The sequence below is a fragment of the Streptomyces sp. 8N706 genome, assembly GCF_052245415.1.
GTDB lineage: Bacteria > Actinomycetota > Actinomycetes > Streptomycetales > Streptomycetaceae > Streptomyces.
On record NZ_JBQQBW010000001.1, the window covers coordinates 17,845 to 38,751 of the forward strand.

At 67.4% G+C, this 20,907-nt stretch carries 15 protein-coding genes; 10 read left to right on the forward strand and 5 right to left on the reverse strand.

Annotated features, from left to right (window positions below):
- Positions 1-64: 64 nt before the first annotated feature.
- Positions 65-2,680: a transglycosylase domain-containing protein gene (locus tag ACTWQE_RS00105; protein ID WP_443326665.1), complete on the reverse strand. Its 2,616-nt coding sequence runs from the start codon at positions 2,678-2,680 to the stop codon at positions 65-67.
- A gap of 369 nt (positions 2,681-3,049) precedes the next feature.
- On the opposite strand from ACTWQE_RS00105, the gene ACTWQE_RS00110 reads away from it, so the two are divergent.
- The 3 genes from ACTWQE_RS00110 to ACTWQE_RS00120 all read left to right on the forward strand — a co-directional run bounded on the left by ACTWQE_RS00110 (position 3,050) and on the right by ACTWQE_RS00120 (position 6,275).
- The gene (locus ACTWQE_RS00110) at positions 3,050-3,754 is read left to right on the forward strand and encodes a helix-turn-helix transcriptional regulator (RefSeq protein ID WP_443326666.1); all 705 of its coding nucleotides are present in this window, start codon (positions 3,050-3,052) and stop codon (positions 3,752-3,754) included.
- 50 nt (positions 3,755-3,804) lie between these two features.
- Complete coding sequence (locus ACTWQE_RS00115; protein ID WP_443326667.1) at positions 3,805-4,887, forward strand: inositol-3-phosphate synthase; 1,083 nt, start codon at positions 3,805-3,807, stop codon at positions 4,885-4,887.
- Positions 4,888-4,988: 101 nt separating this feature from the next.
- Complete coding sequence (locus ACTWQE_RS00120) at positions 4,989-6,275, forward strand: MFS transporter (RefSeq protein ID WP_443326668.1); 1,287 nt, start codon at positions 4,989-4,991, stop codon at positions 6,273-6,275.
- A gap of 105 nt (positions 6,276-6,380) precedes the next feature.
- On the opposite strand, the gene ACTWQE_RS00125 is transcribed toward ACTWQE_RS00120, so the two are convergent.
- On the reverse strand, positions 6,381-7,895 hold the full coding sequence (locus tag ACTWQE_RS00125) for a CCA tRNA nucleotidyltransferase (protein ID WP_443326669.1): 1,515 nt from the start codon (positions 7,893-7,895) through the stop codon (positions 6,381-6,383).
- 172 nt (positions 7,896-8,067) lie between these two features.
- On the opposite strand from ACTWQE_RS00125, the gene ACTWQE_RS00130 reads away from it, so the two are divergent.
- From ACTWQE_RS00130 to trxA, 7 genes are all read left to right on the forward strand, one after another.
- Complete coding sequence (locus ACTWQE_RS00130; RefSeq protein ID WP_443326670.1) at positions 8,068-10,437, forward strand: DUF6049 family protein; 2,370 nt, start codon at positions 8,068-8,070, stop codon at positions 10,435-10,437.
- 45 nt (positions 10,438-10,482) lie between these two features.
- Positions 10,483-12,666 (forward strand): murein biosynthesis integral membrane protein MurJ, encoded by a 2,184-nt coding sequence (gene murJ, locus ACTWQE_RS00135; RefSeq protein WP_443326671.1) that lies wholly within the window; start codon positions 10,483-10,485, stop codon positions 12,664-12,666.
- A gap of 112 nt (positions 12,667-12,778) precedes the next feature.
- Positions 12,779-14,512 carry a protein kinase family protein gene (locus tag ACTWQE_RS00140; RefSeq protein ID WP_443326672.1) on the forward strand — a complete coding sequence of 578 codons (1,734 nt, stop codon included), beginning with the start codon at positions 12,779-12,781 and terminating at the stop codon, positions 14,510-14,512.
- 38 nt (positions 14,513-14,550) lie between these two features.
- Entirely contained in the window at positions 14,551-15,234 is a 684-nt protein-coding gene (sigM, locus tag ACTWQE_RS00145; protein WP_443326673.1) for an RNA polymerase sigma factor SigM, read from the forward strand.
- A gap of 2 nt (positions 15,235-15,236) precedes the next feature.
- Complete coding sequence (locus tag ACTWQE_RS00150) at positions 15,237-16,148, forward strand: hypothetical protein (protein ID WP_443326674.1); 912 nt, start codon at positions 15,237-15,239, stop codon at positions 16,146-16,148.
- Positions 16,149-16,260: 112 nt separating this feature from the next.
- Entirely contained in the window at positions 16,261-17,235 is a 975-nt protein-coding gene (gene trxB / locus ACTWQE_RS00155; RefSeq protein WP_443326675.1) for a thioredoxin-disulfide reductase, read from the forward strand.
- 39 nt (positions 17,236-17,274) lie between these two features.
- The gene (gene trxA / locus ACTWQE_RS00160) at positions 17,275-17,604 is read left to right on the forward strand and encodes a thioredoxin (protein ID WP_443326676.1); all 330 of its coding nucleotides are present in this window, start codon (positions 17,275-17,277) and stop codon (positions 17,602-17,604) included.
- A gap of 70 nt (positions 17,605-17,674) precedes the next feature.
- Here the strand turns inward: trxA and ACTWQE_RS00165 are convergent, their stop codons facing one another.
- From ACTWQE_RS00165 to ACTWQE_RS00175, 3 genes are all read right to left on the reverse strand, one after another.
- Positions 17,675-18,292, reverse strand: a complete 618-nt coding sequence (locus tag ACTWQE_RS00165) for a GNAT family N-acetyltransferase (protein WP_443326677.1) — start codon at positions 18,290-18,292, stop codon at positions 17,675-17,677.
- 342 nt (positions 18,293-18,634) lie between these two features.
- Positions 18,635-19,753 carry a ParB/RepB/Spo0J family partition protein gene (locus ACTWQE_RS00170; RefSeq protein ID WP_443326678.1) on the reverse strand — a complete coding sequence of 373 codons (1,119 nt, stop codon included), beginning with the start codon at positions 19,751-19,753 and terminating at the stop codon, positions 18,635-18,637.
- Positions 19,750-20,841 carry a ParA family protein gene (locus ACTWQE_RS00175; protein ID WP_443326831.1) on the reverse strand — a complete coding sequence of 364 codons (1,092 nt, stop codon included), beginning with the start codon at positions 20,839-20,841 and terminating at the stop codon, positions 19,750-19,752. Before ACTWQE_RS00175 ends, ACTWQE_RS00170 begins: the two co-directional genes overlap by 4 nt.
- Positions 20,842-20,907: the final 66 nt, after the last annotated feature.

The following is a 20,907-nucleotide window of genomic DNA, read 5'->3' on the forward strand; positions in this document are numbered from 1 at the left end:
TACGACGGAGCCCCCGCCCGGTCGACCGGGCGGGGGCTGTGTCGTGTACGTGACGGGGGAGCGCTCACTCGCGGCGGGTACTCGTCGGCCCGCCGAAGAGACCGCCACCGTTGGAGTTGCCGTTCCCCCCGCCACCGCTGGGTGGCGTCGGAGTACCGGAAGTGCCGGAATCCGTACCGCCGTCGGCCCCCGCGTCCGTACCGTCGTCGCCGCCGTTCGCCCCTCCGGGCTCACAATTCGGATCGAACACACCGCAGGTGGGCGACGGGCTCGGGGAGGTGGGCGGTGTACTGCTGGGCGTCTCGGAGGGTGTTTCCGAGGGCGTCTGGGTGGGGGTGTCGGACGGCGTCGGGGTCGGGGTGGGGGCACCGTCCTGGTCGACCTTGGACCCGATCGGCTCCGCCGCCGGGAAGGGCTCGTCCGGCGTGCCCTTGAGGGCCGCCTTCATGTAGTCGGTCCAGATCTCCGTGGGGATGGCACCACCGTGGATGGAGTCGAAGCCACCCGTGCCGTTCATGGAGAGCAGTTTCCGGTGCTCCGGATCCGTCCGGAACATGGTGACGGCCGTCGAGAGCTGCTTGGTGTAGCCCACGAACCACGCCGACTTGTTCTTGTCGGTGGTACCGGTCTTCCCCGCCGCCGCACGTTCCAGCGCCCTGGCCTTCTTCGCAGTGCCGTTCTGGATGACGTTCTCCAGGACCTTCGTCACGTTGTTCGCGACGTTGTTCGTCATGGCCTGCTGGGACTTGGGCTTCTCGAAGCCGTCCAGCTCCTGGCCGCCCTGCTCGACCTTGGTGACCGAGTACGGCTCCACGTGGACGCCGGAGGTGGCGAAGGTGCCGTACGAGTCGGCCATGCGGATGGCGCTCGGGGTGGACGTTCCGATGGAGAAGGAGGCATTGAGCCGGTCCATGCTGTCCTTCAGAATGCCGGTCGATTCAGCGACCTTCTGCACGTTCTGCAGGCCGACGTCGATGCCGAGTTGCACGAACGGCGTGTTGACCGACTGCTCCATCGCCTTTTCCAGCGTGATGTAGCCGTGGCGTGTCGGACTTTCGTTCTTCTGGCGGAACGGCTGACCGTCCTCGGTCCGGATGAGCTCGCCGTTGCGGTCCTTGATCGGCAGCATGTCGTTGCCGTTGTACTTGCTCTGGGGCGAGATCCCCTGACCGTCGCTCTTCAGCGTGCCGTACTCCATTGCGGCCGCGAGGACGTAGGGCTTCCAGGTCGACCCGACAGGAACACCGGAGGTGTCCGCGTTGTTGTTGAAGTGACTCTGGTCGTATCCCTCGCCGCCGTAGAGCGCGACAATCTTGCCGTTGTTGGGATCGACCGAGGCGCCACCGAACTGCACGGACTTGTCCTCGTCACGCTTCTTCGCGTCGAGGTACTGCTTCCGTGAGGCCCTGACCGACTTCTCGAGCGCCTCGGTCTTCGACTTGTTGAAGGTCGTGTGGATCTGGAAGCCGCCCTTGGACAGGTCGTCCGGAGTCAGATCGGGCCGCTTCTTGAGGACGTACTTCTGAGCCGTCTCGACGAGGTACCCGTTCTGGCCCGACAGCCCCTTGGCCATCTTCGGGTCCTTCGGCTTCGGGAACCCCTGCTGGATGTACTTGTCCCGCTGGGCCGCGCTCATCCGGCCCACCGACACCTCACGCCCGAGGGTCCAGGCCCACCGGTCCTTGGCCCGTTTCGTGTTGGCGGCCTTGGAGGCGTTGTCCCCGATGCCGCCTGCCGGGTCGTAGAGGTTCGGGCCGTTCAGAGTCGCCGACAGGAAGGCGCCCTCGCTGGCGGTGAGCTTGTCGCAGTCCTTGCCGTAGTACGCCTGAGCCGCCGCCTGGATGCCGTAGGCACCCCGCCCGTAATACGCCGTATTCAGATATCCGGCGAGGATTTTGTCCTTCGGCTCGGTGGCCCCGACCTTTATCGAGATGAACAGTTCCTTCGCCTTACGGGTGAGGGTCTGCTCCTGGGACAGCATGGCGTTCTTGACGTACTGCTGGGTGATCGTAGAACCACTCTGAGTGCTGCCACCCCTGGCCATGTTGAACACGGCACGGGCAATGCCCATGGGGTCGACACCGGAGTCGTCATAGAACGTGGCGTTCTCTGCCGAGATCACCGCGTCCTGCATCGACTTCGGGATCGAGGTGATCGGGACGATCTGGCGGTTCACCTCACCACCGGTCGACGCCATCTGCGTGCCGTCGGACCAGTAGTAGACGTTGCTCTGCGCCTCGGCCGCCTCGTTGGGGTTCGGCTTCTCCACCAGCGCCAGCGCGATACCCGCGCCGCCGACGATCAGGCCGAAGAAGACGACAGCGCTGCCCAGCACCTGCTTCCACGACGGTACCCAGCGGCGGAATCCGTAGCGGCCCGAGCGCGGGTAATCGATCAGGCGCTTCCTCTCCGGCTCACGGGCAGCGGCACGGCCGCGGCCGCCCCGGCCACCGCCGTCGTGACCGACGGCGGCCCGTCGTCTGCCTCCACCGCTTCGCTGGGCGGCGCGGCGCGCCTCCGCACGCCCACCATAGGTTCGCTCCTCACCCGCCGGGCCGACGGACCCGGTGGTGCCGCGCTGGGGCGCGGCTCGGCGGCCGGACGGCTGCTGCCCTCCGCGCCGGGCCGCAGCGCGCCCACCGCCCTGCGACGGCGGTTGCTTGCGACGGTGCTCGCTCATGGAACAGCTACTCCTCGGGCAGGCGCTATCGCCTGACAGCGACAGTTGACTTTCGGTCCCCCCCAAGTACGGACCTGTCCCCACGGGCGACAGGCCGCACTGCACCAGCGACGAGGACGTCCCCTGGCGCACTTTGGTTCCCGGTGGTCTGCATGGCGCACAGACTACGCACGGTCAAAACCCGCGCAGCACGCATCTTCACCCCAAATCAGTCTTGTTGATTCCTACGAATCGGCGATGTGACGCCGTTCACCGCGCCCCCTCTTGTCGGAGCCGGACGGCCGTTCTATCGTCTGGATGTATCGATTCGATACATCAGCTCGGCATAAGGTCCGGCATCGAGGATGAAGGAGACAGGGGAGGCGAAGGATGAGCAGACGCTCCGGCATCCTCGAGTTCGCCGTCCTCGGGCTGCTCCGTGAGTCGCCGATGCACGGCTACGAGCTGCGCAAGCGCCTCAACACCTCGCTGGGCGTCTTCCGCGCGTTCAGTTACGGCAGCCTCTATCCCTGCCTCAAGACGCTGGTCGGTCAGGGGTGGTTGATCGAGGAGCCGGGCAGCGCCCCGGAGGACGCACTCGCCGCATCGCTGGCCGGCCGACGGGCGAAGATCGTCTACCGGTTGACGGCGGAGGGGAAGGAGCACTTCGAGGAGCTCCTGGCCCACTCCGGTCCGGACGCATGGGAGGACGAGCACTTCGGCGTCCGCTTCGCGTTCTTCGGACAGACCTCGCGGGACGTACGGATGCGGGTGCTGGAAGGGCGCCGCAGCCGGCTGGAGGAGCGTCTCGAGAAGATGCGCGCCTCCCTTGCCCGCACTCGCGAGCGGCTGGACGACTACACCCTCGAGCTGCAGCGGCACGGCATGGAGTCCGTGGAGCGGGAGGTCCGCTGGCTCAACGAGCTCATCGAGAGCGAGCGGGCCGGGCGTGACCAGCGCCCCGCCACCGGCTCCGGGCCCGCCGCCGGGCAGCCCGCATCGCAGCACTCTCAGGACCAGTCAGGAAGCACGGGCGGCCTGCCCCGGGACCGGGGTAGTTCCCGGCCGGATCCGTCCGACGACACCGCCAAGTGAGGTCCTGCATCCCGCAGGGCTTCGTCGAGTACACACAGGGAGCAACCGGAATGGGTTCGGTTCGCGTAGCCATCGTCGGCGTGGGCAACTGCGCCGCCTCGCTGGTGCAAGGCGTCGAGTACTACAAGGACGCCGACCCGAAAAGCCGCGTGCCGGGTCTGATGCACGTGCAGTTCGGCGACTATCACGTGCGTGACGTCGAGTTCGTGGCCGCTTTCGACGTCGACGCGAAGAAGGTCGGCCAGGACCTCGCGCACGCCATCGACGCCAGCGAGAACAACACCATCAAGATCTGCGACGTGCCGCCGACCGGCGTCACCGTCCAGCGCGGCCACACTCTTGACGGTCTGGGCAAGTACTACCGCCAGACCATCGAGGAGTCCGATGAGGCTCCGGTCGACATCATCCGGGTCCTCAAGGACAAGCAGGTCGACGTCCTGGTCTGCTACCTGCCGGTGGGCTCCGAGGACGCCGCCAAGTTCTACGCGCAGTGCGCCATCGACGCCGGGGTCGCCTTCGTCAACGCCCTCCCCGTCTTCATCGCGGGCACCAAGGAGTGGGCGGACAAGTTCACCGAGGCGGGTGTTCCCATCGTCGGTGACGACATCAAGTCGCAGGTCGGCGCCACCATCACGCACCGTGTGATGGCCAAGCTCTTCGAGGACCGGGGTGTCATCCTGGACCGCACGATGCAGCTGAACGTCGGCGGCAACATGGACTTCAAGAACATGCTCGAGCGGGAGCGCCTGGAGTCCAAGAAGATCTCCAAGACCCAGTCCGTCACCTCGCAGATCCGCGACCGCGAGCTGGGGGATGACAACGTCCACATCGGCCCGTCGGACTACGTCGCCTGGCTGGACGACCGCAAGTGGGCGTATGTACGCCTCGAGGGCCGTGCGTTCGGCGACGTCCCGCTGAACCTGGAGTACAAGCTCGAGGTCTGGGACTCCCCCAACTCCGCGGGCGTCATCATCGATGCGCTGCGGGCCGCGAAGATCGCCAAGGACCGTGGCATCGGTGGCCCGATCCTGTCGGCCTCCTCGTACTTCATGAAGTCGCCCCCGGTGCAGTACTACGACGACGAGGCACGCGAGAACGTCGAGAAGTTCATCAACGGTGAGGTCGAGCGCTAGTCGAGATCTCGGCACGTTTCAGCGAGCGCCGTTGGTTCTCGTGATCACAGGCCCCTGGGCAATCCGCCCAGGGGCCTGTGCGCTGTGTGAGGCTGTGACTCATGGCTGTTGTGCGTGATCTGCGCGTGCTGCTACGGCTGCGCGACTTCCGCCGCCTGCTGGCCGTCCGTCTCCTCTCGCAGTCCGCCGACGGCGTCTACCAGGTCGCGCTCGCCACCTATGTCGTCTTCTCTCCGGAGAGGGAGACTTCTCCCGCCGCCATCGCCTCGGCGATGGCCGTGCTGCTCCTGCCTTACTCCGTGATCGGGCCTTTCGCGGGCGTTCTGCTGGACCGATGGCAGCGGCGCCAGGTCCTGCTCCATGGCAATTCCCTCCGGGCCGTGTTCGCGTCCGGTACGGCACTGCTGATCGTCGGCGGAGTGCCCGACTGGCTCTTCTATGCGTCCGCACTGTCGGTGACCGCGGTGAATCGCTTCGTCCTGGCAGGGCTCTCAGCGGCCTTGCCACACGTTGTCGACAGCAAGCGCCGACTGGTGATGGCCAACGCGGTCTCCCCGACGGCCGGGACCCTGGCTGCCACGGCGGGCGGCGGCCTGGCGTTCCTGGTTCGCCTCGTTGGCTGGGACTCGGACGCCGTGACGGTGCTGCTGGGCGCGGCGCTGTATCTGTGCGCGGCGCTCGCGTCCCTGCGGATGCGGCGCGGGCTGCTGGGCCCTGATCCCGCACTGGTCCAGCCCGGAGTGCGCGCGGCCCTCGCAAGCACCGTCCACGGGATGATCGCCGGCGTACGCCATCTCTCGGATCGGCGCCCCGCGGCGCGCGCCCTTGCCGCGATGACGCTGATGCGCTTCTGCTACGGCGCACTGACGGTGATGGTCCTGATGCTGTGCCGGTACGCATGGTCGGACACAGATTCGAGAGGGCTCGCCCTGCTCGGCCTGGCGCTCGCCGTCTCGGGTGCGGGCTTCCTCACGGCGGCGGTGGTCACGCCGTGGGCTGTCGAACGGCTCAGGGGGTTCGACCGACTGGGACCGGACGTCCGGCTGCGCTGGGTGGTCGTGTGTGCTGGCATCGCCGCAGTACTGGAGCCCGCACTCGGCCTTCCCTTCCTGCCCGGGCCGATGCTGGTCGCTGCCTTCATCTTGGGCCTGACCAGCCAGGGCTCGAAAATCGCCACCGACACCGTCGTCCAGGCAACGGTGGATGACGCGTTCCGCGGCCGGATCTTCTCGCTCTACGACGTGCTCTTCAACATCGCCTTCGTCGGAGCGGCTGGGGTGGCTGCTCTGATGCTGCCCCCGGACGGCCGGTCGCCCCTGCTGGTGGCGACTGTCGCTGTTCTCTACGGCATTGTCGCGGTGGCCACGGGTCAGCCCCGGTCGACCTGAGGAGGGCTGTGTTTCACGTGAAACATCGCGAAGCCCGGACAGCCCTCACTCCGTGCGGCTCCGCCGTCCATGTTTCACGTGAAACATGGACGGCGGAGCCATATCTCAGTCATCAGATGAGGCCTGGGAAGCCCACCACTCCTTGAGCGCGGCCGCAGCACCGTCCTGCCCCATCGGGCCATGTTCCAGTCGGAGCTCCAGCAGGTGCTTATAGGCCTGACCGACGACCGGGCCCGGCCCCAGACCGAGAATCGCCATGATCTGATTGCCGTCGAGATCGGGCCGGATCGAGTCCAGTTCCTCCTGCTCCTGAAGCCGCGCAATGCGCTCCTCGAGCCCGTCGTAGGCCGCCGACAGCGCGTTCGCCTTCCGCTTGTTGCGCGTCGTGCAGTCCGATCGGGTCAGCTTGTGCAGCCGGTCCAGCAAGGGCCCCGCGTCACGCACATACCGACGGACAGCCGAATCGGTCCACTCGCCGGTGCCGTAGCCGTGGAAGCGCAGATGGAGTTCGACCAGCCGCGAGACATCCTTCACCAGATCGTTGGGGTACTTCAGTTTGCTCATCCGCGCCTTGGTCATCTTTGCGCCGACCACCTCATGGTGGTGGAAGGAGACCCGGCCATCCGATTCAAAGCGCCGCGTCTTCGGCTTCCCGATGTCATGCAGCAGGGCGGACAGCCGCAGCACCAGGTCGGGCTCGCCTTCCTCCAGATCGATGGCCTGCTCCAGCACGGTCAGCGAGTGCTCGTACACGTCCTTGTGACGGTGGTGCTCGTCACGCTCCAGCCGCAGCGCCGAGATCTCGGGGAGCACCCGATCCGCCAGGCCGGTCTCCACCAGCAGCTTCAGGCCCTTCCTGGGGTTCGACGAGAGGACGAGCTTGTTGAGCTCGTCACGGACCCGCTCAGCGGAGACGATCTCAATACGATCCGCCATCGCCGTCATGGCGCGGATGACGTCCGGCGCCACATCGAAGTCCAGCTGGGCGGCGAAGCGCGCGGCACGCATCATCCGCAGCGGATCGTCCGAGAACGAGTCCTCCGGAGCCCCCGGTGTCCGCAGCACCCGTGCCGCGAGGTCCTCCAGGCCGCCGTGCGGGTCGATGAACTGCTTCTCCGGCAGCGCGACGGCCATCGCGTTGACGGTGAAGTCACGGCGGACAAGATCATCCTCGATCGAGTCGCCGTAGGCCACCTCCGGCTTCCGCGACGTCCGGTCGTATGCCTCGGAACGGTAGGTCGTCACCTCGATCTGGTAACTCCGGACGTCCTCGCTTCCGGTACGGCTCCTCTTCAGGCAGCCGACAGTGCCGAAGGCAATACCGACATCCCACACCGTGTCCGCCCATGGCTTCACGATCGTCAGCACATCCTCCGGACGGGCATCCGTGGTGAAGTCGAGATCATTGCCGAGCCGGCCGAGAAGCGCGTCGCGCACCGATCCGCCGACCAGGGCAAGCGTGTGCCCCGCATCCCGGAAGCGGCGGGCGAGGTCATCAGCGACGGGGGAGACCCGCAAGAGTTCACTCACGGCGCGGCGCTGTACTTGGTTCAGCTCGCTCGCCGGCTGCGCGCGCTGCGGTGTCTGCTGGGTGTGGCTGTCATTGTTGGCGTTCGGCACAACAGAACAGGGTACGTGGCCCGGCCGCTCGCAGCGTCCCCCCATCCGGACAGCCGGGCCCGCAGACGATCATGTGGACCACTCCCCAGCACTTCACCACAGCGGACCTCGTTACCATGCGGGGACGCACATCCGACGACCACCACTGACGACGACAAGGGACGGGCAAGGCGTGGCCGAGGCGGCACAGCAGATCCAGGGGACGCGATCCGCTCCTGCCCGCCGGTGGCTGCGGCGCACTGCCGCGGCGCTGGTGGGGATGCCGCTGTTGGCAGGATTGCTACAACTCCCTGCCGCCCCTGCGGCGCAGGCCGACACCAAGGCGGTCGGTTCGCGGTCCGTCGATGTCTCGATCGACTCGATGACCCCGGACTCGCCCACGAAGAGCGACACACTGACCGTCAAGGGGACCGTCACCAACAAAGGCAGCTCCACCGTCACCGACGCCCATGTGGGTCTCAGGCTGGGCCCCACCCTGAGCAGCCGCAGCGCCATCGACAGCGCCGCCCAGCGCACCGGCTTCTCCTTCGGCGCCGACGGGCCGGAGGTCGGCGGCAAGCACACCGCCGAGATCGCCCAGCTGCCGTCGGGGATCTCCCGCAGCTTCAGCATCAGCGTGCCGGTGGAGGACCTGGAGCTGGGCAGCGACGGCATCTACCAGCTGGGTGTCTCGATCTCCGGACAGACCCAGGCGCAGCGATACGAGCAGGTGCTGGGAATCAAGCGCACTTTCCTGCCCTGGCAGTCCACGGCGGCCAAGCAGAAGACGCAGGTCAGTTTTCTGTGGCCGCTCATCTCCTCAACCCACCTCACCGCACGGACGGACTCCGACGCCCAGCAGACTCCGATCTTCCGTGACGACGACCTCGCCGCCGAGCTGGCGCCGGGGGGGCGGCTGCAGCAGATGGTGAGCCTGGGCAAGGACCTCCCCGTGACGTGGGTGGTGGACCCCGATCTGCTCGCCGCGGTCGATGCCATGGCAAAGAATTACAAGGTCGAAGGGGTCGACGGCACCACCACGGCGGGAAAGAACCAGGCCGTCGCCAAGCAGTGGCTGAAGGAGCTGCAGGACGTCGCGGACACCCATGAGGTCGTGGCGCTACCATTCGCCGACCCCGATCTGGCCTCCCTCGCTCACCGCGGCAAGGAGGTGTCCGGCGCCCTCGGCCACCTCAAGCCCGCTACCGATCTCGCCTCGGGGACAGTGGAGACGATCCTCGGCAAGAAGCCGCGGACCGATTTCGCCTGGCCCGTGGAGGGCGCCATCGACTCTTCGGTGGTGGACGTCGCGACGTCCGCGGGCGCGCACAACGTGATCACCCGCAACGACAGCCTCCGGGAGACGGGGGGCCTGCCCTACAGCCCCACCGCGGCCCGTCCCATCGGTGGCGGCAACACAGCGGTGGTGTCGGACGCCCGCCTCTCCACGGCCTTCGAAGGCGACATGTCCGGGGCGGAGAACTCCACACTGGCCAAGCAGCGGTTCCTCGCCCAGACCCTCATGGTCACGATGCAGGCGCCGGAGAAGCAGCGCAGCATCGTTGTCGCACCGCAGCGGGTGCCCACCGCGAGCCAGGCGCGGACCATGGCCGAGGCGCTCCGTGGGCTGGAGCACGATCGCTGGACCGAACCGCTGGACCTGGGGGACGCGGCCAAGGCGAAGCCGGATCCCCGCGCCACCAGCCAGGTACCGGCGCCCGCCTCCTATCCCCGGTCGCTGCGGAAGCAGGAGCTGCCGACAGAGGCCTTCCGTGTGATCCAGCGGACTCAGGGCGCGCTCGACGGCTTCCAGGTCATCCTCTCCCGGCCGGACCGCGTGGTCACGCCGATCGGCAACGCGATCATGCGTGAGATGTCCACCTCCTGGCGCGGCGACGCCGGAGGCGCGACGACATACCGGGAATCCGTGCAGGGCTATCTCTCCGATCTGACTCAGGAAGTCCAGCTCATCCAGAAGTCGACGCAGACCCTCTCCGGGCGGAGCGCGACGATTCCGGTAACGGTGCAGAACAACCTGGTGCAGGGCATCGAAGGGATGAAGCTGGTCCTCACCTCCGGCCAGCCCAACCGCCTCGACGTCGGCAAAGCACAGCCCGTCAAGATCGAGGGCGGGCACAGCCAGTCGGTGAAGTTCGACACCACTGCCAACGCGAACGGCAAAGTCTGGGTGACGGCTCGGCTCTACACCGACGACGGCACTCCGTATGGCGGGCCGATGACGTTCCAGGTGAACGTCACGGAGATCACCTCCACGGTGATGCTGGTCATCGCCGGCGGCGTGCTGCTGCTCGTGCTCGCCGGAATCCGGATGTACACCCAGCGCAAGCGGGCGGCCGTCGCCCCCGATGCCGCTGAGGACTCCGGATCTCAGGAGGAAACGTCCGATGAGCCCGCCGGGTCCGGGGAGCAGGCGACCGACGAGCAGGAATCCGACCGGACGGAGCAGGGAGAACCCGGTGCCGAGCAGCAGGGTGACGTGATGCCGGACACCGGACCGGAAAGCAGCAGCGCATCCGGCACGGGTGAGAAGGTGGACCGTTGAGCGATGCCGGGGCCGTTCGGCCGGGGACGATGAGGTGGGGTAGCGATGAACGCGCCGTACGACGGTGACCGCGGCCAGAGCCCGGGCCCCGACCCATCGGAGCAGGTGCCGCCGACGCCGCGGACCCCGGATCCGTATGTGCGGGATGTCTACGCCCATGATCCTTACCACGACCAGGATCCCTCGGCTCAGGATCCGGTGACCGAGGCGCTGTACGACCGTGCCTCGCATCCCCCGTCGGCCTCGGGCCCCTATCCGGACACACAGTCCCTCTACCAGCGGCCTCCGGCGCCCCAGCACGCCCCCGACCCGCGGCTGTGGGCCCCGACCCCTGCCCCCGAGCCGGACGGCCCCTCCCGACGCCTCCCCTACGGCGACGATGCCGCCACCACCCAGTACGTCGGTGTGGACGACCTGGTCGGCCGGGCGTCGGACGAGCCGCAACAGCAGGACGCGTTCGCCCATCTCTTCCGGGACCAGCAGCAGCCCGAGCCGCAACGCCCCGCGCAGACCCCGCCTCCGGCCGAGCCGGTCGCGGAAACCATCCCCCCGGAGCCCGCGCCGGCAGCCGCGCCGACCAAGCGCTCAGGTGGCCGCGCCTCCGGCATCCTCAAATCCAGCGCGCTGATGGCAGCCGGCACGATCGTCTCCAGGATCACCGGCTTCCTCCGCACGCTGGTCATCGCCGCCGCGATCGGCGTGGGCACGCTCAACGACACCTACCAGGTCGCCAACACCCTGCCGACGATGATCTACATCCTGGTGGGAGGCGGCGCACTCAACGCGGTTTTCATCCCGCAGCTGGTGCGTGCCATGAAGAACGACGAGGACGGCGGCGAGGCCTACGCCAACCGTCTCCTCACACTCGTCATGGCCCTGATGGCCGGTGTGACCACCGTCTGCGTCCTGGGCGCTCCGCTCTTCATCCGCATGATGTCGACGAAGATCGCTTCCGACCCGGCACAGATGGAAGTGGCAGTCGCCTTCGCACGGTACTGCCTGCCGACCATGTTCTTCATGGGCGTGCATGTCGTGCTCGGCCAGATCCTCAACGCTCGTGGCCACTTCGGCGCGATGATGTGGACCCCGGTCCTCAACAACATCGTCGTCATCGCCACGTTCGGCGCTTTCATCTGGGCATTCGGCAGCTTCACCGCGACCGAGGTCAGCGCCTCCTCCGTCACCCCCGCAGGCATCCGGCTCCTCGGTGTCGGCACGCTCCTCGGCCTCGTCGTCCAGGCCTTGGCGATGATTCCGTACCTGCGGGAGGCCGGCTTCACGATCCGTCCGCGCTTCGACTGGCGCGGCCACGGTCTCGGCAAAGCGGTGCGGCTGGCCAAATGGACCTTCTTCTTCGTTCTGGCCAACCAGCTCGGCATGGTCGTCGTCACTCAGCTCGCCACCTGGGCCGGCTCGGTCGCGGAGGGCGAGGGCTATTCCGGCACCGGCATCACGGCCTACAACTACGCGCTGCTGCTCTGGCAGATGCCCCAGGCCATCATCACCGTTTCCGTGATGACCGCCGTCCTGCCGCGGATTTCACGCGCCGCCCACGACGGTGACGCGACTGCGGTCCGCGACGACATCTCCTACGGACTGCGGACCTCGGCCGTGGCGATCGTTCCCTGTGCCTTCGCGTTCCTGGCGCTCGGTGTCCCCATGACCAGCCTGCTGTACGCCGGGTCCGGCGAGTCCGGTGCCCGCAGCATCGGTTACGTCCTGATGGCGTTCGGTCTCGGTCTGATCCCGTACTCCGTGCAGTACGTCGTCCTGCGCGGCTTCTACGCCTACGAGGACACGCGAACGCCGTTCTACAACACGGTGATCGTCGCCGCCGTCAACGCCGCCGCCTCCGGCGTCTGCTTCGTCGTGCTCCCCTCCCGCTGGGCCGTGGTCGGCATGGCCGCGTCCTACGGCCTCGCCTACGCCGTGGGCGTGGGAGTGGCCTGGCGGCGGCTCCGCAAGCGGCTGGGCGGCGATCTGGACGGGTCGCATGTCACCCGTACGTACGCCCGTCTGACCGGCGCCAGCGTCCCCGCGGCGCTCTTCGGCGGGGCCGCCGCATTCGGGATCACCAAGACTCTCGACAATGGCGCCCTCGGCTCTCTCGCGGCACTCATCGGCGGTGGGATCGTCCTGCTCGGAGTGTTCTACGGAGCGGCCAAGCGCATGCGTATCGAGGAACTGACCGCGATGGTCGGTATGGTCCGCGGCAGACTCGGCCGCTGACCGAGCACAACCATCGTCCGCCACCGTGTGTCGTGCATAGCGGCGGACTGTGGGCACAATTGTTTTTGCTGTGGTGCGAAAGCGTGCAACGGATGGGGAGGCAGGAACGACGGTGGCGGAACGGAGCACGGCTGCCGTCGACGTGGCCGACAGCAGTGGCGATGAGCCGCTGACCGCCCAGGCGGGCAAGGCCACGGCCGACGGGGTGGACACCCAGGAGAAGCCCGGCGCAGACGCGGACGCCGCGCGCACTGATACGGCAGGGGCAGGAGGCAAGGCGTCCGCGCCCGACGTGGAACCTCCAGAGCTGCACAGCGGGCACAAACTCGCCAGACGCTACCGCCTCGAGGAGTGCGTCACCCGACTGGACGGATTCAGCAGCTGGCGTGCCGTAGACGAAAAGCTCCGACGGGCCGTCGGGGTCCATCTGTTGCACGCCGACCACCCGAGGGCCCGCCCGGTACTGGCAGCGGCCCGCTCCGCCGCCCTGCTCGGCGACCCCCGCTTCGTCCAGGTCCTCGACGCCGTCGAGGAGAACGACCTGGTCTATGTGGTCCACGAGTGGCTCCCCGACGCGACCGAACTCACCACCGTCCTCGCCTCCGGCCCCATGGAGCCTCACGACGCGTACCAGCTCGTCAGCCAGGTCTCACAGGCCATGACAGCCGCCCACCGCGAAGGACTGGCGCACCTCCGGCTCACGCCCAGCTCGGTCCTGCGCACCGAGTCCGGTCAGTACCGGATTCGCGGACTCGCCGTGATGGCGGCGCTGCGTGGCATCAGTGCCGAGCACCCTCAGCGCACCGACACCGAAGCCATCGGGGCGCTCCTGTACGCCGCGCTGACCCAGCGCTGGCCCTACGAGGAGGACGCCTACGGGCTGTCCGGCCTCCCCAAGGGCGTGGGCCTCATCGCCCCCGACCAGGTGCGGGCCGGTGTCCACCGCGGCCTCGCGGAGCTCGCGATGCGCGCTCTGGTGAATGACGGCGCCACACCGTCGCGGCAGGAACAGCCCTGCACCACACCGGAGGAGCTGGCCAAGGCCGTCGCCGCGCTACCGCGGATCCGTCCCCCGGAGCCATCCTTCGCCACACCCACGTACCAGCCCACGCCCTACCAGCAGGGCGGGTACGGCTCACCGGCTCACCGCAACGGGTCGGGCGCCCCTGCACGGCCAGTCCCGACGCCTCCGCCGCCGCTTCAGACCCGCAGCGGCAAGGTTCTGAAATGGACCGTCGCGGCTCTGCTCATCGCCGCGCTCGGCCTCGGCAGCTGGCAGCTCGCCGACACGCTCATGCACCGCGACGAAGGCCGCAACGACGACTCGAACGGCTCTCAGCCGAGCGAGGGAGGCGGCTCCGGCAAGAAGAAGGACCCGGGCCGCCCTTTGAAGATCGAAGGCGTGGAGGAGTTCTCGCCGCTGAGCGGACCCATCGCGGCGGAGGACCTCCCCCATGCCACGGACGGCGACTCCGGCACCGCCTGGGTGACGCCTCAGTACAAGGGCTACGCGAACTTCGGCAATCTCTCCTCCCGCAAGGAAGGCAGCGGTCTCATCGTCGATCTCGGAAGCGCCCAGAACGTGTCCGGCGTCGATATCGACATGTACCGCAGCGGCCAGACCGTCGAGGTACTGGCAGCGGACGCATCCGCCACCGGCCCGACCTCGCTCGCAGACTTTCCTCAGCGCATCGCCAAGCGGGCGAACACCGGAGCCAAGCTGGAAGCCACCCTCGACAAACCCGTACGGACGCGATACGTACTGATCCACATCACCGAGCTGCCCACCGATGGATCAGCGAACCTCTTCCGTGGGGGCGTCTCGGAGATCAAGCTCACGGGCTGACCGCATCGGCAGGACGGGCGAAGGGGAGGGACCGGACCTTGGACGACGCCACCCGCGGCGCCACGAGCGACCAGGAACTCCTCGCCCGTCATGTCGAGGGCGACCCGGAGGCCTTCGGAGAGATCGTCCGGCGCCACCGTGACCGGCTGTGGGCCGTCGCGCTCCGGACTCTCGGCGACCGGGAGGAGGCCGCCGATGCCGTCCAGGACGCCCTCGTCTCCGCCTACCGCGCCGCCCACACCTTCCGTGGTCAGTCGGCCGTCACCACCTGGCTCCACCGCATCACCGTCAATGCTTGCCTCGACAGGGCTCGCAAAGCGGCCTCTCGCCGTACGTCCCCGGTCGCCGAGACCGAGCGGCTCGAGCAGCTCCTGGAGCCCCAAGAGTCCGCCGCCGCGCCTGTCGAGCGCGACGATCTCCACCGTGAGCTGCTGCAGGCGCTCGGGACACTGCCCAGCGAACAGCGAGCGGCGCTTGTCCTGGTGGATATGCAGGGCTATCCCGTCGCCGAGGCCGCTCGCATCCTCGACGTTCCGACGGGAACGGTGAAGAGCCGTTGCGCACGGGGACGGGCTCGGCTGCTGCCCATGCTCACTCATCTGCGCAACGGAAGCCGGGAGGGCCCGGGGCGGGGGGCGGGAAGGAACCGGACCCAGGGGACATCCGTCCCACAGGCGGCAGGACCGAGGGACACAGATGCCGTGAAGGGCGGAGGTGGGTGAGCGTGACATCCTCGACTGACACGGACCAGCACCCGGAAGTGGCGGAGATCTCGGCCCTCACCGAGGGCCTGCTGCCTCCCGACCGCACCGCCGACATACGGGATCACCTGGCGAGCTGTGCACTGTGCGCCGATGTGCGCTCGTCCCTGGAGGAGATCCGGGGACTCCTCGGCACCCTTCCCGGCCCGGTGCGGATGCCTGCTGATGTCGCCGGTCGTATCGATGCGGCCCTCGCTGCCGAAGCTCTCCTGGATTCGACGGCACCCGTCGCGGTTTCACGTGAAACGACCGCGCTCGCGGCTGATACGACGCATGTTTCACGTGAAACCAGCCACACGGTGAATGCTCCGCGTGCAATGGAGCGTCCCGAAGCACGGCCACGGGGATCGACCGGCCCCGGACGAGGTCGCCGCGCCCGGCGCTGGCGTACGGCAGTCTTGGGAACGGCGTCGGCGCTTGCGGTGTTCGGACTTGGCGGGGTCGTGTTCCAAGCCTTCGTCTCCCCGGATGGCAAACCCGCTCAGCACTCTGCCGCAACGGATACGGCAGATACACGGAAGGCACCTTCAGGGTTCTCGGCAGCCGGACTGGAATCACATGTCCGCGGTCTGCTGGGGAAGACCACCGAGTCCGGTCCCTCAAACGATGTCGGCGCGCAGTCCAGCCCCAACCAACCCATGCAGGGAAGCGACACCACCGTGCCTGCCTGCGTACGCGAGGGGATTGGCCGGTCCGACTCCCCGATCGCAGCCGAGCAAGGGACGTACAAAGGAGGCGGGGCCTATCTTGTCGTGCTGCCGCACCCCTCCGACGCGGCACGCGTCGACGCGTATATCGTCGACTCCTCCTGCTCGGGCAGAACACCCCAAGGCCCCGGCGACGTCTTGCTGACGCGTGTCATTCCACGGAACTGACAGGCCCGGCGTGCGCCGTGCCACCCCGGGAATGCTCGCCCCGTAGGATCCGTTGGGTGGGATGAGAGTCCCAACGGACCATGAGCAGTCGGCAGAGACGAGGAAGACACCCGTGAGCGACGTCCGTAACGTGATCATCATCGGCTCCGGGCCGGCCGGTTACACCGCGGCGCTGTACACCGCGCGCGCCTCTCTGAAGCCTCTTGTCTTCGAGGGCGCCGTCACCGCCGGCGGTGCGCTGATGAACACCACCGAGGTAGAGAACTTCCCCGGCTTCCGCGACGGCATCATGGGTCCGGACCTGATGGACAGCATGCGCGCCCAGGCCGAGCGCTTCGGAGCCGAGCTCATCCCGGACGACGTCGTCTCCGTCGACCTCACCGGTGAGATCAAGACCGTCACCGACTCCGCCGGCACAGTGCACCGCTCCAAGACCGTGATCGTCACTACCGGCTCGCAGCACCGCAAGCTGGGCCTGCCGCGAGAGGACGAGCTGTCGGGCCGCGGTGTCTCCTGGTGTGCCACCTGCGACGGCTTCTTCTTCAAGGACCAGGACATCGCCGTGGTTGGTGGAGGCGACACCGCGATGGAGGAGGCAACCTTCCTCTCCCGCTTCGCCAAGTCCGTCACCATCGTGCACCGTCGGGACGCCCTCCGCGCCTCCAAGGCCATGCAGGAGCGGGCCTTCGCCGACCCGAAGATCTCTTTCGCCTGGCACAGTGAGGTGGCCGAGATCCACGGCGATCCCAAGCTCACCGGTCTGACCCTGCGCAGCACCAAGACGGGCGAGCTCTCCGAACTGCCGGTGACCGGACTGTTCATCGCGGTCGGGCACGATCCGCGTACCGAACTGTTCAAGGGCCAGCTGGACCTGGACTCCGAGGGCTACCTCAAGGTCGACGCCCCCTCGACCCACACGAACCTCACTGGTGTGTTCGCGGCCGGTGACGTGGTGGATCACACCTACCGTCAGGCGATCACCGCCGCCGGCACCGGTTGCTCCGCCGCCCTCGACGCCGAGCGGTTCCTCGCGGCGCTCACCGACACCCAGCCCGCGGAGCCGGAGAAGGCCGCAGCAGCCCTCTGAGACTTCCCCTCCCCTGTAACAACGAATTAGGAGACCGCCATGGTCGGCGACCTCAAGCACGTGACCGATGCGACCTTCGACGAGGAAGTCCTCAAGAGCGACAAGCCCGTCCTCGTGGACTTCTGGGCTGCCTGGTGCGGTCCGTGCCGTCAGATCGCTCCTTCCCTCGAGGCCATTGCCGCCGAGCACGGAGAGCAGATCGAGATCGTCAAGCTCAACATCGACGAGAATCCCGGTACCGCCGCGAAGTACGGCGTGATGTCCATCCCCACGCTCAACGTCTACCAGGGCGGCGAGGTCCGGAAGACCATCGTGGGCGCCAAGCCGAAGGCCGCACTCCTCCGCGACCTTGAAGAGTTCATCGGCTGACGCGATCGCTGTTTCACGTGAAACAGGCCCGCCCCATCCGGGGCGGGCCTGTTCGCATCTCTCCCCACATCTACAGCGGACGCAGGGCTGGCTCCTTCTGAACGGCCCCGAGCAGTCGATCCAGCGCCAGCTCGACATCCTCTTTCCAGGAGATCGTCGTCCGTAGCTCCAGCCGCAGACGGGGGAAGCGATGGTGCGGCCGTACCGTCTTGAACCCCACCGCGAGCAGATGCTCGGCCGGCAGCACACATGCCGGTTCCTTCCACCGGGCATCCCCGAACGCTTCGATCGCCTTGAACCCACGGCGCAGCAGGTCCTTTGCGACCGTCTGCACAATGACCCGGCCCAGGCCCTGGCCCTGGTACCCCGGCATGATCCAGCCTGTCATCAGCTGCACGGCATCCGGCGACACGGGACTGGTGGGGAAGGCAGTGGAGCGCGGTACATAGGCAGGTGGCGCATACAGCACAAAGCCCACCGGCACCTCATCAACGTAGACCACGCGGCCGCAGGATCCCCACTCGAGGAGTACGGCCGAAATCCAGGCTTCCTTCTCCAGTTCCGGCCGTCCTGCCTTTACCGCGGCCTCTCCGCTGACCGGATCCAGTTCCCAGAAGACACAGGCACGGCAGCGCTTGGGTAGGTCCGGAAGGTTGTCCAGTGTGAGCGGTACGAGCCGACGCCCCATGCAGCCAGTTCCTCACTTCCATCGTCCGCCGCTCCTCGAGCGGCGGCCAGCGCTCCACGCTCCCTGAGGAGGCTGCCGACGAAACCGCCAACGGCTCCCAGACCCAATCCTGCTGCAACAAGTCCGGTGCGGCTCACCGATCGCATGGCCCTTCCCTCCAAATGAGGTCTCTCCACGTGGATGCGCCATACCCGAACGCATCGTATCCAGGTAGCGATTGCACCGATACCGCAATAAAGCAAAGGCGGGTCGTGTCCCCCCGCCCGGTGATCTCCGAGGGTCTCCCCCCGAGATCACCGCGCACCACACGACCCGCCCTGAGTTGCGCGACGAGCTACCAGCTCACTCCTCGCTGTCGTCTTCGGCTTCCGCCTCCTCCGAGAGCTTCTGCCCTAGCACCCGCCCCTCGCCGGGGGCCAGCGTGCCCAGGATCCGCTCCAGATCATCCATCGAGGCGAACTCGACGACGATCTTGCCCTTCTTCTGCCCGAGGTCGACCTTCACCCGAGTCTCGAACCGGTCCGACAAACGCGAGGCGAGATCCGTCAGCGCGGGGGAGACGCGAGTACCGGCCCGAGGCCCCTTTGACCGCGGCGCACTACTTGGCCGCGAGCCCATGAGGGTGACAATCTCCTCGACGGCTCGCACCGACAGCCCCTCGGCCACGATCCGATGTGCCAGCCGGTCCTGCTCCTCTGAGTCCTCGACGGACAGCAGAGCACGGGCGTGTCCAGCGGAGAGAACCCCGGCCGCCACCCGTCGCTGCACGGACGGCGACAGCTTCAGCAGCCGCAGCGTATTGGAGACCTGTGGGCGTGAGCGCCCGATACGGTCCGCCAACTGGTCGTGCGTGCAACTGAAGTCCTTCAGCAGCTGATCGTAGGCCGCGGCCTCTTCCAGCGGGTTCAGCTGCGCTCGGTGAAGATTCTCCAGCAGCGCGTCGAGAAGAAGCTTCTCGTCATCGGTCGCCCGGATGATCGCGGGAATGCGCTCCAGACCTGCTTCGCGGCAGGCCCTCCACCGGCGCTCGCCCATGATGAGTTCATAGCGCTCCGGTGCCAACTGCCGTACGACGACGGGCTGGAGGAGACCGACCTCCTGGATGGAGGTGACCAGTTCCGCCAGAGCGTCCTCGTCGAAGACCTCACGCGGCTGGCGTGGGTTCGGTGTGATGGAGTCCAGCAGCAGCTCGGCGAAATGGGCTCCGGCCGGTTGCTCCTCCGCCGGCGTTGCGACAGCCTGATCGTCCCGATGGAGAGTCTCGGTTTCACGTGAAACGCCATTGGTCGGCAGCGTAGCCACCTTGGCCGCTGCCACACCGCGGTCCGTCGTGAGTACCGGTACCGCCGCGGGAGAAGTGACCGCCGAACCCAACGCCGGGCCGACGTTGTCCGACCCTTGCGGAGCCGCGGGAATCAGAGCGCCGAGCCCTCGGCCCAGTCCCCTACGTCGATCACTCACTGCATCCCCTCCGACATGGTGTGCTGCTCCTGCTGAGTCTGAGTGCTCTGGCCCGCCGCGTGAGCATGCTGGGGTTCATAGTGGACGCCGACGCCCCGTAGGGCGATTTCCCGAGCGGCTTCGAGGTAGGAGAGCGAGCCGCTGGAACCAGGGTCGTAGGTCAGCACCGTCTGCCCATAACTGGGGGCCTCCGAGATCCGCACCGACCGCGGGATGCTCGTCCGCAACACTTCTTTGCCGAAGTGACTACGGACCTCGTCAGCCACCTGAGAGGCGAGCCGGGTCCTGCCGTCGTACATGGTGAGCAGGATGGTGGACACATGCAACTTGGGATTGAGGTGTCCCCGCACCAGCTCCACGTTGCGCAGCAACTGACCCAGGCCCTCCAGGGCGTAGTACTCGCACTGGATGGGGATCAGCACTTCCGCGCCCGCCACCAAGGCGTTCACCGTGAGAAGGCCGAGCGACGGCGGGCAGTCGATGAGGATGTAATCCAAGGGCTGCTCGTATGACTGAATCGCCCGCTCCAGTCGGCTCTCCCGCGCCACGAGGGAGACCAGCTCGATCTCGGCGCCGGCGAGATCGATGGTCGCCGGAGCGCAGAACAACCCCTCCACATCGGGAACCGGCTGCACCACGTCCGAGAGCGGCTTGCTCTCCACCAGAACGTCGTAGATCGAGGGCACCTCGGCGTGATGATCAATCCCCAGAGCCGTGGAAGCATTGCCTTGCGGATCAAGGTCGATGACCAAAACCCGCGCCCCGTGCAGGGCCAGCGACGCAGCGAGATTCACCGTGGTCGTGGTCTTACCGACCCCGCCCTTCTGGTTGGCTACCACCATCACCCGCGTCTGCTCAGGCCGTGGCAACCCTTCGCCCGCCCGGCCCAAGGCTTCCACAGCCAGCTGGGCAGCGCGACCGATGGGGGTGTCGTCCATGGGGGGTGGCGTTTCACGTGAAACGTCCTCCCCCGCCGATTCGGTACGGGGGCCGGGGACCGGATCGGTCATCGGTCCCGCGATGTTGGCGTCGGACCGCAAGGATTCACTCTCCTCGACTTCAGGCTCGCAATGGACAGAGCCTGCCATGCTTTCGGGGTCGTGAACCAGCGAGGCCCGTTCTCCTGTGGATGAATCCACATCGATAGCGGCTCT